This window comes from Paraburkholderia sp. EG287B (assembly GCF_040965595.1).
Classification (GTDB): domain Bacteria; phylum Pseudomonadota; class Gammaproteobacteria; order Burkholderiales; family Burkholderiaceae; genus Paraburkholderia.
In genome coordinates this window covers 189,180-203,232 of the sequence record NZ_JBFRCG010000016.1, presented here as the reverse complement: position 1 = coordinate 203,232, position 14,053 = coordinate 189,180, and the positions used below count along the sequence as shown (strand labels likewise).

At 61.0% G+C, this 14,053-nt stretch carries 11 protein-coding genes; all 11 read right to left on the bottom strand.

Annotation, left to right across the window (positions count from 1 at the left end; all coding sequences use genetic code 11):
• Position 1: 1 nt before the first annotated feature.
• The 11 genes from AB4Y40_RS28865 to tssE all read right to left on the bottom strand — a co-directional run bounded on the left by AB4Y40_RS28865 (position 2) and on the right by tssE (position 13,982).
• Positions 2 to 355: a hypothetical protein gene (locus tag AB4Y40_RS28865; protein ID WP_368690754.1), complete on the bottom strand. Its 354-nt coding sequence runs from the start codon at positions 353 to 355 to the stop codon at positions 2 to 4.
• A gap of 89 nt (positions 356 to 444) precedes the next feature.
• On the bottom strand, positions 445 to 732 hold the full coding sequence (locus tag AB4Y40_RS28860; protein WP_368690753.1) for a PAAR domain-containing protein: 288 nt from the start codon (positions 730 to 732) through the stop codon (positions 445 to 447).
• Between the two features lie 91 nt (positions 733 to 823).
• The gene (locus AB4Y40_RS28855) at positions 824 to 1,444 is read right to left on the bottom strand and encodes a hypothetical protein (protein WP_368690752.1); all 621 of its coding nucleotides are present in this window, start codon (positions 1,442 to 1,444) and stop codon (positions 824 to 826) included.
• Positions 1,445 to 1,802: 358 nt separating this feature from the next.
• On the bottom strand, positions 1,803 to 2,573 hold the full coding sequence (locus AB4Y40_RS28850) for a hypothetical protein (protein ID WP_368690751.1): 771 nt from the start codon (positions 2,571 to 2,573) through the stop codon (positions 1,803 to 1,805).
• Entirely contained in the window at positions 2,570 to 3,991 is a 1,422-nt protein-coding gene (locus tag AB4Y40_RS28845) for a hypothetical protein (protein ID WP_368690750.1), read from the bottom strand. Before AB4Y40_RS28845 ends, AB4Y40_RS28850 begins: the two co-directional genes overlap by 4 nt.
• 2 nt (positions 3,992 to 3,993) lie before the next feature.
• Entirely contained in the window at positions 3,994 to 6,666 is a 2,673-nt protein-coding gene (locus AB4Y40_RS28840; RefSeq protein WP_368690749.1) for a type VI secretion system Vgr family protein, read from the bottom strand.
• 2 nt (positions 6,667 to 6,668) lie between these two features.
• A complete protein-coding gene (gene tssA / locus AB4Y40_RS28835; RefSeq protein WP_368690748.1) occupies positions 6,669 to 7,790 on the bottom strand; it encodes a type VI secretion system protein TssA in 1,122 nt (373 codons plus the stop codon).
• A 75-nt stretch (positions 7,791 to 7,865) separates the two neighbouring features.
• The gene (gene tssH, locus AB4Y40_RS28830) at positions 7,866 to 10,514 is read right to left on the bottom strand and encodes a type VI secretion system ATPase TssH (protein WP_368690747.1); all 2,649 of its coding nucleotides are present in this window, start codon (positions 10,512 to 10,514) and stop codon (positions 7,866 to 7,868) included.
• A 31-nt stretch (positions 10,515 to 10,545) separates the two neighbouring features.
• Positions 10,546 to 11,631, bottom strand: coding sequence for a type VI secretion system baseplate subunit TssG (tssG, locus tag AB4Y40_RS28825; RefSeq protein ID WP_368690746.1), 1,086 nt, complete (start codon positions 11,629 to 11,631; stop codon positions 10,546 to 10,548).
• Entirely contained in the window at positions 11,595 to 13,433 is a 1,839-nt protein-coding gene (gene tssF, locus AB4Y40_RS28820) for a type VI secretion system baseplate subunit TssF (protein ID WP_368690745.1), read from the bottom strand. The genes tssG and tssF overlap by 37 nt, the downstream gene beginning before the upstream one ends.
• Before the next feature lie 69 nt (positions 13,434 to 13,502).
• Positions 13,503 to 13,982 (bottom strand): type VI secretion system baseplate subunit TssE, encoded by a 480-nt coding sequence (tssE, locus tag AB4Y40_RS28815; protein ID WP_368690744.1) that lies wholly within the window; start codon positions 13,980 to 13,982, stop codon positions 13,503 to 13,505.
• Positions 13,983 to 14,053 lie beyond the last annotated feature (71 nt).

Here is a 14,053-nt window from a genome sequence, read left to right as displayed (position 1 = left end):
CTCACTGTCTTTTCTCTTCCGGCGCTGGACGTTCATCGACGTATTCTTTGGATGCTTCAGCCACGGCGGTTTCATTTGGATACACATGCATCGTGAGTACTCTGGAGTCTCCCGGCAATTCCCGCAAGACGGCGGTTGCATGAATTCTTTCGCCTAATCTTGGGGCGCCCTCTGGCCCGCCCAGCGAATAATCGATCGAAATCGGGCCAGGCTTCACATTCACGCAGCAGACGGTCGAGCCACCCGCACCGCCTGGGTGATAGGCCATATAAGCACCACCTGCGTATTGACCGTTGACCGCGACATCGTAGATCGCGCGGGGCCAGTAGTTGTAGATTGAGACGTCGATGTTCATCGGCCGCTCCGAGCAAGCGGCGAGCGGCAATACGGACAGCAAACCGACGAGCAAGCGGCGGGTTAAGGTGTTGAACGCAGCGTCATACATCATGCATCGACGGACATGGACTGCTGCGATGCCACAAGCTTCGGCGGCGGATCGCATTTGCAAATACAGAGGTCATCGCTCAATGCCGCATGTCGTCCATCGCGCGCGGTCATCACCTGACGCGGTCCATCGCATTTGATTTTGCCCGTGGTGTTGCATGCGGGGCATTGCACATCATCGCCTTCGTGAGCGACGTCATGGCCTTCAAGTTGAATTGTGGTTGACATAGCGACCACTGTTCCGTTCGCGGTAGTTTTGTCGCCGTTGAGTATCAGGAAGCGTTGCATGGTTTTTAGTGCCTTCAGCGTTGCAAGATGGCCACGTCGGTCATCAGGTACGTCACATCAAATTTGATGTCGGACTGCTTTCCGGGGTTCGCTACCCGGCCACCAACACCGGCTTTCCGCGTTCCTTCTCAAGTTGTCTCGGTAGGAAGACCATGACGACATAGACGCGAACCAGCCCCCCCCCAAGCCACAAGGACACTGGCATGCCCAACACCGCCAGAAAAAACAGGACACCGTTCGTTCCGAAACTGGCACTCAGCACCCGACTTAAAATAAGATAAAACGGTGCAACACCGGAGACGATCCAGTAATAAATCTTCGGAAACGGCAAACGCTCGCTGTGGAGTTGGTCGAACAGCGTCATTCCAGGCTGTATCCGGAAGCCGAGGCAGGATTGCTGTTCGATAAAAGCCCGCTCGACGAAAGGAGTCGCCGTGATCGTATGAAGGACGCTTCGTTTGATACTGGCCAGCCAGTAAAACGTCAACGCGATGCCACCCAGAAGCCCCGGCCATTTAACCAGCGGCTGCAGGGGCGCAAAGATGAAATAGTAAAAGTACGCAAAAATTCCGAAAAAGAAGTAGACCGCAAATATGCCAATCGACTGCACCAGCCCACACACACCCACAGCAAGTTCGTGCGGCGGTACATCATGTAGATCATGAAGGGCGAGAAAAAACACGTCAAAGTGACAAGCATCGCGATTTTCCATGGCCATCCAGAGACTGACAGGTCATCGGCATAGGCGGCGTATGAAACGCCAGTACCTAGCAGAGGCAATAGCAGGCTCATCGGTGTGACTCTTCTCACCATGTGCCACACCGAATCCTTGGGTGCCGCGTCCCGGCCGTCTGTCGCGGATATCACTTGGCGCAGACCGTCGCGGTCGCCTTCGCCCGCGGTATTGCATGCCGGCCGCCGCCGCCCATCATCGCTATCGTGTGGAATGTCACGACCTCCAGATTGGATCGTGGTTGGCGTCGCGACTCCCGTTCCGTTCGCGGTGGTCTTGTCGCAATGAAGTATCCGGTAACGTGGCACGGTTCACCCCGTTTCGACGTCGGGTCATATTAGTGAACGTCATCACTAACAACGACGACCAATTTCCCTTGCGTGCGCTCCAGCTTTCTGGGCAAACGTATCATCACGATATACTGCCTCACGCCGATTGCGGCAATCCACTGCGAAACGGGAAATAGAATCAGGGCGACCAGCAGGATCGGGCCGTGCGCACCGAAAACTGGAGTCAGAATTCGCGCGATCACGAGCGAAAGAGGCGCAATCAGCAGCACCAGGTACATGTGAACCTTTCCAGACGGGCTGCGTGAACTCAGCACTGCCTCCAGCTTGGCGATACTTTGCAGCCGATACTGCAAGACACTCCCTTTGTCCTCAAAGGCCTGATGAACGAAGCGCGAGGTCGCTAGCGCCTTATTGACATCCCGGGCTGTAAATGCCATCCAGTAGCCGGTCAGAGTGATGCCGAGCGCGAGACCGCCGGCCTTTGCATACAGAGGCATCGGGGCGAACAGAAAGTAGAAAAAGAAGCAAACGATGCCAAAGAAGAAGTAAAACGCCGCCACCATGATCGCATTCGCGAGTCCCAGCGAAACGAGCCTCGATTGATCTCTGTCGATCAAAACAATGACGCATGGTCCCACAACGGCAACTATCAACATCGCCGTAGCCAGCCAGAAAGGCGCTAGTGACACACGAAACGCCAGCGCGTAAAAGCCATAGGCGACGGCGATCGAAACGACATTGACGAACAGCGTCAGCGGAATTGTCTTCTTCACCAAGTTCCACAGAATATGGTTCGATTGAGTCGTGGTTGTAGTCATGGCATGAACATCATAGGATATCCGTTGTAATCTTTCGGGTAGCTTTCTTCCAGAGCTTTAGCTGCGTGGCGTAACTTTTCGGCAACCCAGTGCGTAATGTGAAATTCATTATCGGCCAGATTGATCAAATATCCTACCGCCACCGCTACGCCGATTGCAGCGGCGGCCACCGCCCATACGGGTGCGCTGGCAATCAAACCCGCGGACAGTAACGCCGTCGTCACAGCACCCACCAGTGCTGTCGAAACAGCCGCGGTGATGCCGGCTGCCACGAGGTCGACGCCGACCTTTGCAAATAGATCGTACAAGTCCTTCGAGTGCTTTCCATCCGGGCCAACCTTCGAATAGTCGTGGTACCACTCGGCAGCATCGAGTGCAATCGTGAACACCAGCGCAATTCCGGTCGCACGTTTGAATGCACCCTTACTGGCCTCCCATGCCGCCGCCGTCGCCGATTCGAATGTCCCCGTACCTGCCGTAATCGCGAGAATCTTCGAGCTTTTCGCACCATACCGGGTGCCAGTAATCACTTTTCGTAACCCAGCATTGCCACGGAATACGACATACGTCTTTGCTCCCGCCTTCGGATGCACGATTTGCATCACGCGGAAGCTACGGTTCCAGAGGTCTCGCAACTCCCCAAAGTTATCCTTCACAAACGACGTTCCTCCGGCCAGTTGCCCCAATAGCCAATTGCGTGTGACGATCTTGTTTGTGTCAAGCGCCGTGTCTTCACCACCGTTTTCCGCAAACGCGACGATCTCCGCTGGCGCGTTTGACAAACTCACCTCAAAGACGTGAACAACCGTGTCTTCTTCCGCATGCGCCTGCAAAGCAGCCGGCATCGACGCAGTTGTGCTAACGTGCGCCTGCTCCCCGAAGTCGAGCGGGATCATCCCACCCCACCACGCCGCCCCAGGCAATTCGCCGTTTGTATTGCGACAAACTAACGTATTCGGCTTTGCAAATAGGCTCATACCCTGTTGTAGACCGCCTGTAAATTGAGCCTGCGTTTTCGAGCCGGGCTGATTACCAAGTGTCAAGATCAGCGGCGCCGGCTTGACCTTGGGATCGCTACTTTCGCCCCGCAGATTGAGAGCCGCAAGCGAATAGCGATGGAGCACGGTGCCGTTCATGCTCAGTACCAGTTCACCCTTGAAATCTCTCCCCACCCACAGGTGGTACCGCTCTCCGTCCTGGAACTGGCCTTTCTGCACACGCTTTTTCTTCTTGACGTCGTACATCCAGTCCTGCGTGGCTTCAACCGAATATGTAGCGCCTTTTTTTAATTCGATATCGAAAATCACGTCACGATGCTTGCGCAAAAGCACGGTCAAGTCTGTTTCGGCCCAACAGTTGACAGGTTCCCCGGGAAGGTCGATACAGGCTGTATGCTGCACCAGTGGACGTTCGCCCATATTCAATCTCCAACACGTTTCGTCTGAACCGCGGTCAAAGAGCCAAAATCGATATTTTTCAACACTGCCTTACCTTCTCTGTCAAGTGAAACGCTATGAGTTGCGCCATCCTGCGCAGCTAGCCGGAGTGGCTCGCCGGTGGGTACATTGCCGTCGGCATCGACGTAGCGGAGGCGCATTTCAGCCTTCTTGCCTTCGAGGTTGTATGCCTCGCCAAGACTTGTTGGACCAGCGAACGAATGTTGCGCGCCCTTGATATCAATCTTTCCCGGCGCATGAATCTCGATGTTCCCGTCTTTGACCCTGATGTATGCGCCGCCAGAGGTCAGGAGAACTTGTTCCTTCGCGGTCGCTTCTATGCTTCCTGTCGCTGAAAGCAGCTTGACCGTCTTTTGCGCCGTGACCTCCACATTGTCGGAATATGCGCGCAACTCAACCTTCCCCTTGGCCGCAAATAGTTTCATGCCCGCGTTCTGCACGAACAGACTGATCTTCTCGGCAGCACTGGCTACGAGCGACTTCCCGCTGGCGATGAACGTGCTCTGTCCACTAATGAGGTTAGTCTGCTGATCGCTCGCCACATGCACCGACTGCTGTGTCGACAACGCAATACCGGACGGACTCGCAACCAGCATGACGGGCGACTTGAACGCGTTCGCACTGCCGGTGCCCCCTCCGGCCGTTCTGCCACCAGACGACGCCCCACCCTGCGCACTGCTCTGTGTCGCATCGGTAAAGGACTTGAGCGCATCCTGCCCGTCACTGAGACTCTCCGCCTGATGCGCCTCACTAGCCTGCGACATCGACTCGACCACGCTCTCGGCGCCCATGAGTTGCTGTCTGGCCTCGCTCACGTCCAGTTGCTGGCTGCCAGCCTGTTTAGGATGCGTCGTGACATACAGCCCCTGCGAAGCACGCACCGCACCGTACGAATCCGTCTTCAGATCGAATCCCGATCCAAGGTATGAACCGCGCGTATTTCCGCTCTGGTCGATCAGATACCCCAGGTGAAGCACGCTGCTTCCCGTACTACTGAATAACCGAGCCCGATTCTGCCCCGTCGCATCGTCGAGCACCATTTCATTAAAGCCGGAACCCGAATACTCCTTCGACCGGTAGCCCGAGAGAATCCCGTTGCTGTGCCATTGCGGCTGGACGCTCCCGTTGTAGACGCGATGCAAGACGATAGGTCTGTCGCAGTCTCCGCCCACATACCCGATCAGCACTTCTTCACCGACTCGCGGAACGTGAACGCTGCCGTACCCTCCGCCCGTATCCGACTGCGCGACCCGCACCCAGCACGAAGCACCCACATCTCCAGAATTCTGCCGGTCCCAGATGAACATCACCTTCACGCGGTTCAGTTCGTCCGTGTAGACCTCTTCGCCCTGCGGCCCGACGACGATAGCCGTCTCCAGGTGCATCTCCGGCTTCTTGTGCTCGAACGGGCTGCGGTACGGAACCGTCACACGCTGCGCCTCGACTTCGACCAGATAAAAACCCGCGGAACCGTCTTCCTGGGTCACAGTCTCTCCGGTGTATCCGGATTTGGCTCGCGCCAATTCGTTCTGCAGGCCGTGTGGAAAGCTCGCTTCGTGGTCCGAAAGCGGCAGGTTGTTCTCGATGTACCGGCGCACCTTGATCGCGGCGAATTCTCGCTGGCTCGCCGAATCGTGATCGTGTTCCGGGTGACCGGTCAATTCGAAGCGCAGTCCCGCATCGATACCGCGAACCCCACCCGCCGCGTAGAAGCGCTTGGCCCGCGATTCCCACTCCTCCAGATGAACCCTTGAAAGCTGCTCACCGCGAGTCTGATCCGAGTACGTATATGCACCGGTATATTCGTAAACTTCGGTCTGCTCGGGCAAATCCCCCTGGTTCGCCATCGTCGGCAGCGTTGTCCCTTTGGGGTTGACCGCCGACGACGGCGCCTTGTAGTCGAACGTGCGCGTCGTATGCACAGTACTCTGCAACGTCCGCGAACCCGACCACTGCGTGAAGGCGTCCGTTTCGCTGCCAGTGCCCGACCGGTAGAACGTAACCGGATTAGGCGACACCTCGTCGAGCGAATGAATGTCGTCGGTCACAACCAGTGTATGTGACTTGCCGTCCTTGGCCTGGCGCCAGAAGCCGAACAGGCCTTCCTCCTCCATCAGCCGGTGAACAAAGTTCCAGTCGGTTTCGCTCTGGCGACAATACGAGCGTTGCGGCAGCGGCTTGCTCAAGGCGAACTGGAACTGGCCTCGCGCCTGCGGATGCTCGTTGAATACGTCCGTGATGATGGCGTCGGCGCTCTTGTCCTGCCAGTACCGCATGTCGCTGCGAAACCGGAGAAAGTGCATCCATGAGGCGTAGATCAGCTGGTAGCTCGTGAAGCTGCCGTCCGCGCCGAGCCTTCGGGCCGTATGAATATAGCCGTTGACCGGGAGATAGGACTTGTCCGCTTGCTGAATCCACAGCGTCATTGGCTGCGCGATGAGCTTCTTGAGCTCGATGTCGCCAGCCGTAGACACCATGTCGAGCGTGCCGTTGAAATCGCGCGCCAATTCCGAACAAAGAACTGCCCTGCGCGGCACGAGCGCACTATCCGGCAAGGCTGGAATATCGGTCTTGATCAGGCGGTCCTGCTGGATCAGACCGCCCTGAATGACTTGAACAAGTTCAGTGAAATTCATGCTCAACCCGCATCATCCGTCTTCACACCAAGCATCTCGCGAATCTGCGCGAGCGTGCCATCGTCTTTCACCACCGTCGAAAGCCACTTGTGCAGCGGCATTTCCGCCCACTCGGCCGCTTTGTCCGCAAGATAAGCGGCTGGGCTATGCGGTTCGGTCTCGCGAAAGAAGACCGCCACCGCACGCAGTTGCGCAACGGCTTCGGCACGGCTCTGTATGCCCGCGTACGCGCGGACCGGCATTCGAATCGGATTCGCCATGGTGTCCTCAACGGCCAAAGGTGTCTTGAAGCTCGGTTCTGCGCGTTCGACAGCCACGGGCGAAGCGGCCGGCTGCACGGCAGGCTCCAAAGCCCCCGCATTCAGGTTCACGCCCACGTCACGCGCGAACCGCTCCGCAAGTCCATACACGCTCTCGCTGGCCTCGCGCGCTTGCCGGAAGCTCGGCGCCGCATCACCGGCTCGCGCCTCGAGCACCATATCGAGCGCAGCGAGAGCGGCTTCGAATGCTTTCAACTGCGCGAGCAACGTTCGATAGAACGAAGCCGGCGTGGCCCGCTTCGAGGCGTCGATCTGCTCCACCGAAGGCTTGCCGCGCGCGATATCGTCCGCATGATCCGGATCGCGCTTGACTGCCTGCGCGACGTGCATCGCGACATCCCAGTCGATCGCGCTGAAAGCCACCCCCGACTGCGTGAGCGGCACCGAACGCAGCAATTCCGCCGTGCGGCCCGCGAGCCACGCGACGTTACCAAGTCGATATTCCGTGTCGTCGCCTTCGGGTAGCGGATGCACCTGTTCCCAATACTGCTCGACCAGTCCGCTCAGGAGCACATAGCCCTGCGTGAGGCCCGGCACGCCCTCCTGAATCGCGAGCGCCTCGGTGAGCCACACGGCGAGCCGCAAGTCCTTCGTCTGCGTGCGCAGCAACGCCGTGCAGCGTTCGACGACGAAAGGCCAGTCGGCTTCCTTGATCTCGGTGATCCACTCGCCCTGGTCGAGCGACGGGTCATCGAAGCGGCGTGCATGCTGGATCGCGTCGAAATCCGCCGAAAACAGCAGGTCGGCGCCGCACGGCGATGCTTCATTAATGGGCGCTAGCAGCGCGGTCGTGTCAGTCGACATGGCGTTCTACATAATGGCTAAGGCGGTGCGCTTCGAGCGAGGCATGGCGGCCGCGTTTCATGGACATGGTCATGGTCATTGCACCGCGTACTCGAACTCGCCTGCCTCATCGGCGCGCACGCTCACGCGCGCGAGCGACGTGCCCTGCGCGATGCGCTCCAGAATCTGCTGTGCGAGTTCCGGCAAGAGCGTGCCGTTCAGAATGTGATCGACGTTCCGCGCGCCCGAATCGACTTCGGTGCATCGCGCGAGCACCGCATCGACGAGCGACTCGTCCCATTCGAATGTGGCACCGTGGTTCGCCTCGACGCGGCGGCGGATGCGTTCCAGCTTCAGCTCGATGATCTCCGCGAGCACGTCATCGGAAATCGGGTAATACGGCACGACTTTCATGCGGCCGAGGAAAGCAGGTTTGAACGACTTGTACAGTTGCGGGCGCAGCAGCTCTGCCAGCGCCTGTGCGTCGGGCAGTTCTTCATTGGGCTTGTTCAGGCAGGCCTGCATGACAGCAGTCGATCCCACATTCGACGTAAGGATGATAAGCGTATTGCGAAAGTCGATCGCACGCCCCTCGGCGTCGTCCATCGTGCCTTTGTCGAAAACCTGGAAGAACATTTCCAGCACGTCCGGATGGGCCTTTTCCACTTCATCGAGCAGCACGACCGAATATGGATTGCGGCGCACGGCCTCGGTCAGCACGCCACCCTCGCCATAGCCCACATAGCCGGGCGGCGAGCCCTTCAGGCCCGACACGCTGTGCGCCTCCTGATACTCGCTCATATTGATGGTGATGAGCTTACGCTCGCCGCCGTAGAGAATGTCCGCCAATGCGAGTGCCGTCTCCGTCTTGCCCACGCCGGACGGTCCCACGAACATAAAGACCCCGCGCGGCTTGTTGGGATCCTCCAGGTTCGCGCCCGCCGTGCGCACGCGCTGCGCGATGGCTTCGAGCGCGTGATCCTGGCCGATCACGCGCTCGGCCAGCAGCGGATGAAGATTCAGCATGGTCTGGATCTCGTCCTTCACCATGCGGCCCAGTGGAATCCCGGTCCATGAAGCGACGATTTCCGCCACCACGTGCGCGTCGACCTGTAGCGGCACCATCGGCGCGTTCTCCTGCAGCGCGTGCAGGCGCGCGATGAGCGGCGGCAACGATTCGCGCGCGGCATCGGCTTCGCGCATTCGTTCGGATGACGTACTGTCATCGCGCGCCGCGTCGATCTGGCCGCGCAGCTTCGTGATCTGCGCCACGAGTTCGCGCTCCTCGGCGTGGCGCGCCTCGCTTTCGGCCAGCTCGCGAGCGGCAGCGTCGCGCGCCTCGCGCAGCGCCACGAGGCGCTCCTCATGCACGGTTTCCCGCTCGAGCGAGGCGATCTCCGCTTCGATACGTTCGATGCGCTTCTTGCCGTCATCGATCGCACCAGGCGTCGCGCCCTGCGCGAGCGCCACCCTGGCGCACGCGGTATCGAGCACGCTCACGGCCTTGTCGGGCAGTTGCCGCGCGCTGATATACCGGTGCGAAAGCCGCACGGCTTCGGTAATCGCCTCGTCGAGAATGCGCACGTCGAAGTGGCGCTCCATGAGCCCCACCATGCCGCGCAGCATGGCCGCCGCAAGCGTTTCGTCGGGTTCCTCGATCTTGACCACCTGAAAACGCCGCGCCAGCGCCGCATCTTTCTCAAAGTAGCGCTTGTACTCGCTCCACGTCGTCGCGGCGATCGTGCGCAGTTCGCCACGCGCGAGCGCGGGCTTGAGCAGGTTCGCCGCATCGTTCTGGCCAGCCTGACCGCCTGCGCCGATGATGGTATGCGCCTCGTCGATGAAGAGCACAATGGGCTGTGCACTCTTTTTGACCTCGTCGATCACGCTTTTCAGACGGTTCTCGAATTCGCCCTTCACGCTCGCGCCAGCCTGCAGCAGCCCCATGTCCAGCACGCGCAATGCAACGCCGCACAGCGCCTCTGGCACATCGCCCGCGGCGATGCGCAGTGCAAGCCCTTCCACCACGGCCGTCTTGCCCACGCCCGGTTCGCCGGTAAGGATCGGGTTGTTCTGGCGGCGACGCATCAGGATGTCGATGGTCTGGCGGATCTCCGCTTCGCGTCCGATCACAGGGTCAACAAGACCCTCGCGCGCGCGCTGAGTCAGGTCGGTCGTGTAGATGTCGAGCGCGGGCGTTTTCGAAGGAGCTACACTCGTTGTGCTTGCAACTTCACTGTCGACTTCACTCGTGCTTTCCCCCGGCTCGACCTCGACCGAACCTTGCGTCACTTCATCAAAGCGATGCTTGAGTTCGCCGACGGGAACCTCGGCGAAGCGCGCCGACATGCGCTGCGCGAACTGCGCAAGATCGGGCGCGCTCAACAGCGCGAGCAGCAGATGACCGGAACGGATGCGTCCGATCTGCGAGTCGAGCGACGCAATCAGCCAGGCCTGCTCGAACAGCGCGATCAGATGCGGGGAGAACACCGGCGTGCGCGTATTGCCCGTCTTGAGCCGTTGCAGTTCGCGCTCCAGATCCGCACGCAGCGCATGCGCATCGACGCGCGACGCACGCAGCACGCACGCGAGGTCGCTGGCCGGTTCCTCGAGCAGCGCGAGCAGCACATGTTCGAGGTCCACTTCGTAGTGCCCGCGCGACAGGCACGCACTGGCCGCACGCTCGGTAGCCAGCCGGCAAGTCGTGTTCAGCTTCGCGATCAGGGTTTTCAGGGGCGTGCTCATGTGGTCCGGTCCGGCCTCGGGTCTCGTGTGTTCAATGAATGACGTGCAGTTCGTAGCGCGCGTCGCGGCGGTCGCGGTCGGCTTCGTGCGTGCACAGGAAGGCATCCCAGCCCAGACGCGCGCCGGCGCCCAGGCGGCTTGGCCCGACTTCCTCGCGGCGCAGCACCAGCAGCACCTCGTATTCGAGCGTCACGCGCGCGAGCAGCGTGAGCATGCGTTCGAGTGCGAGCGCGTGTTCCGCGCCCGGCAGGAAGGCCTCGTAGTCGGTCTTCGAAAGCGGCCCGATCACGAGGCGTGCACGCATGTCGCGCTGCCAGACGCGCTCGCCCGCAAGCGCCGTTGCACCGAGCAACACGTTGCGCTGGCCGAGCATGGAAAGCTGGTCGGGCGGCACGTCGTACCACTTGCCCACGAACTGCTCGACCTGCACGGGCACGCCGAAATAGTCGGAGAGCGTCTGGCGCAAATACGCGGCGGAAACCGGCTGATGACGCGCGGCCACGGCATGACCCGCGATCGCCTCGTCGAAGAGCGCGCCGCCGCCGTCCTGCAGGCTCTCGCGCGATGCATCGTTGGCCACGCCCGCAAGCGCGAGCAGCAGCGGCAGATAGCGTTCGTCGCGATCGAGCTCGTAGTGCAACGGCAGCCGGTACTTCTTCCACGCCGAATAGAACAGCGCCGTGGCGCGGTTCGAAAACACGTCGAAGAACTCGCGCGCCGCGCGGTCGCGCCGCAACTGCTCGCGCACGACGATCTGCTCGGTATAGTTCAGCGGCAGCGCGCCTTGCGCGCCCAGCAGCCCGAAGAACGCGGGCGTGAGATCCACGCGTTCGAGTTCGCCCGCATCGAGCGCGGCCGTGCGTTGGCCGGCATCGGCCAGTGGCGCGCCAGCCGCGTCATACGACACGGCGCCCGCGATCTCGCTGGCCGGAAACGCAAGCGACAGCGTGTTGCGAAAGCCGATACGCTGTGGGAGCACGTCGCGCTGCCGCGCGCCGGCCTTGTCGACGAACCAGCGTTCGAGCAGGCGCACCGCCTGGAAAAACCCAAAGCGGTGCGGCTCATCGAGCAGCCGCTCGATTACGCCAGAATCGATTCGCCGCTGCGGGGACTGCATCGCATGATCTCCTCGCCGGTGCGCCGCGAGACGACGACCAGTTGCACGAAGCTGTTGATGTGCACGTAAAGCCCGAAAAACACGTCGATGACGCGTACGAACGTTCCGAGGCTTGTGCCGACGAAGTGATCCTCGTCGACGGTCAGGCGGATCTCGATGCCGCGCACGAAAGTCGCGAATGGCTTGCCGGGCAGCCATTGCACGGCGGCGCGCTGCTCGACGTCGACAATGCCGTCCACGTGCCGCGCCGACACCGCCGTGCGCCGCAGGTCATACAGCGCGAGCATTTCCTTGAGCGTGGTGCCGCCGTGGTTCACGAGCGAGACGTGGTTGAGCGCGAGATGCGAAATGAGCCGCCAGTGCGCGGCCTGGCGGCGCTCGAAGCGCACGCACGGCGTGGGCCGCATCAGGAGCGCGATGCTGCTCGCAATCGCGCCGCCCTCCAGAAACAGATCGCCGCCTTCGAGTCCAGTCGCGAGCGCCGTGGGCAAATCGCGGTTGGTACAGGTCAGCTCGAGGCTCAATGTTTCGTTTTGCTCGGTATCGACTTCGAAGTCGATGTCGACGATCGAGATTTCGGTTTCGTAGCCCGGGCTCTTTTGCGCGACGGCTTCGTCGCGCCGGGCGAACCAGTAGTGGCCGGCGCGCATCGATTCGCCATGCCGCAGCGAATAGAAAGGCCGGAACTCGACGACCGTTTCTTCGTGCGCGCGTTGCCGTACCAGTTGCACGGAGTCGATCGAATAGACCTCATAGGCGAACGCGCGCCGCCCCTCTGCCACCACCGGATACGAGACCGCCTGATGATCGAGGCGAATCGGCTCGCCGTGCTGCTTGAAGAGGTTCACCACGGGCGTGCAGAAGAGCCGCAGGTGGTGCGCCGCGAGCGCGTCGAGCAAGCGCGCCACGTGCGAGTCGCCGCGCACGTCCTTCAGCACGATATGAAGCGTGAGCCGCTGGCAGCGGCCCGCCGCGGCGGTCATTGCCGCGAGGTCGAAGTCGACGAAATCGAACTTGTCCGGAAACGCGAAATACTCCGTGAGCAGGCGGTACGCGGGGTGCGATTTCGCCGGATAGTCGATCAGCGGGTCGGCCACGTCGAAGCCGGCCTGCGCGAACGGCAGCGCGGCGAGCGCGCGCCAGCGGCCGTTGCGTTCGGGCTCGGCGTACGCGGCGATCGCGTGCACGAACAGGCAGTCGCCGAGCGCCGCGATGAACGACTGCTCGCCATTCAGATAAGTGCGCAGCCCGCCGCTTCTCCACGCCGAGAGGTCGAACTGCGGTGACGTCGATTCGAACGTGATCGACAGGATGCCGGTTGCATTCGGCGGGAGCACGGTCGCGCTCGGTGCGATCGCCGCCGGCACGTAACGTGCCTCCGAAACGCGGATTGGCGCGAGCGTCACGTCGTAGGCGGTGCGGAAGCGGCATTGCACGCCGCGGATCGGCCGCGACTTCAGTTCCGTGCCGCGTTCGATCACGGCCGGCTCGGTGAGATTGCCGAGCGTGCCCGCAGCGCCGAACTGGGCGATCGAGCACGAGGGGAACGGACGCAGATAGTGTGGGTACAGCACCTCCAGCAGCGCCTCGGTGAACTCCGGGTAATCGTCGTCGAGGCGCTTGTTGATGCGCGCGCCGAGCAACGCGAACGACTCGATCATCCGCTCGACGTGCGGGTCTTCGCAGTGCTCCCCCGTCATCGCGAGGCGGGCCGCGATCTTCGGGTAGCGCTGTGCGAATTCGCGCGAATAACGCCGCAGGAACGACAATTCGCGCTCGTAATACGGCAACAACTCTTCCATCGGTACGCTCCCGCCCCCCAAAACTACCTTTGTTTCATGCCATGTCGCGCGCCGCCGGTCGCGGCCGCATCATGCTTTTGCGCGTGCGCGCGAGACCGAATACTGCAGCGTCGAAGGCTGCAGCATCGCGTCGAAACTCACCGGCTCTTGTGCCGGATGCACCACCAGCAACGCCTGAATCGCGAAGTACAGTGCGTTGGTCGAGCGCTCGTTCAGTTCGAGCGTAACCGTTACGCGCTGCAAACGCGGCTCGTGCCGCTCGATCGCCTGCTGGATCGACTTGCAGATGAACGCGCGATCGTAATGACTCGCCAGGCTCAAGCCCGCGAAATCGTTCAGCCCGTAGGTCAGAATCGAACGGCGGCACTCGGGCAACATCGCGAGTTCGTGTTCGGTGAACGCGATGCGCGAGTTCAGGATCGACTCCAGATCGCGCGCAACGGTCCCCTTGATCTCTTCGATCGAAAACTGCCGCACTGCCGCCGGTGCCGGCGAATGCGGATCGTCGTCGAAGAGCTTGTCGAGCAGTCCTGGCTCGAAACGCTTCATCGGTTCAAATAGAGTCGATCAACAAGAAAACTTGCGCAGGCAGTGCACGCGATCGCGCGCGCCGCCTGCGC

Excerpts from the sequence above, each read along its gene's own strand:
- AB4Y40_RS28865 (WP_368690754.1), bottom strand. The coding sequence starts at position 355 with ATGAACATCGACGTCTCAATCTACAACTACTGGCCCCGCGCGATCTAC.
- AB4Y40_RS28860 (WP_368690753.1), bottom strand. The coding sequence starts at position 732 with ATGCAACGCTTCCTGATACTCAACGGCGACAAAACTACCGCGAACGGA.
- AB4Y40_RS28855 (WP_368690752.1), bottom strand. The coding sequence starts at position 1,444 with ATGGAAAATCGCGATGCTTGTCACTTTGACGTGTTTTTTCTCGCCCTT.
- AB4Y40_RS28850 (WP_368690751.1), bottom strand. The coding sequence starts at position 2,573 with ATGACTACAACCACGACTCAATCGAACCATATTCTGTGGAACTTGGTG.
- AB4Y40_RS28845 (WP_368690750.1), bottom strand. The coding sequence starts at position 3,991 with ATGGGCGAACGTCCACTGGTGCAGCATACAGCCTGTATCGACCTTCCC.
- AB4Y40_RS28840 (WP_368690749.1), bottom strand. The coding sequence starts at position 6,666 with ATGAATTTCACTGAACTTGTTCAAGTCATTCAGGGCGGTCTGATCCAG.
- tssA (WP_368690748.1), bottom strand. The coding sequence starts at position 7,790 with ATGTCGACTGACACGACCGCGCTGCTAGCGCCCATTAATGAAGCATCG.
- tssH (WP_368690747.1), bottom strand. The coding sequence starts at position 10,514 with ATGAGCACGCCCCTGAAAACCCTGATCGCGAAGCTGAACACGACTTGC.
- tssG (WP_368690746.1), bottom strand. The coding sequence starts at position 11,631 with ATGCAGTCCCCGCAGCGGCGAATCGATTCTGGCGTAATCGAGCGGCTG.
- tssF (WP_368690745.1), bottom strand. The coding sequence starts at position 13,433 with ATGGAAGAGTTGTTGCCGTATTACGAGCGCGAATTGTCGTTCCTGCGG.
- tssE (WP_368690744.1), bottom strand. The coding sequence starts at position 13,982 with ATGAAGCGTTTCGAGCCAGGACTGCTCGACAAGCTCTTCGACGACGAT.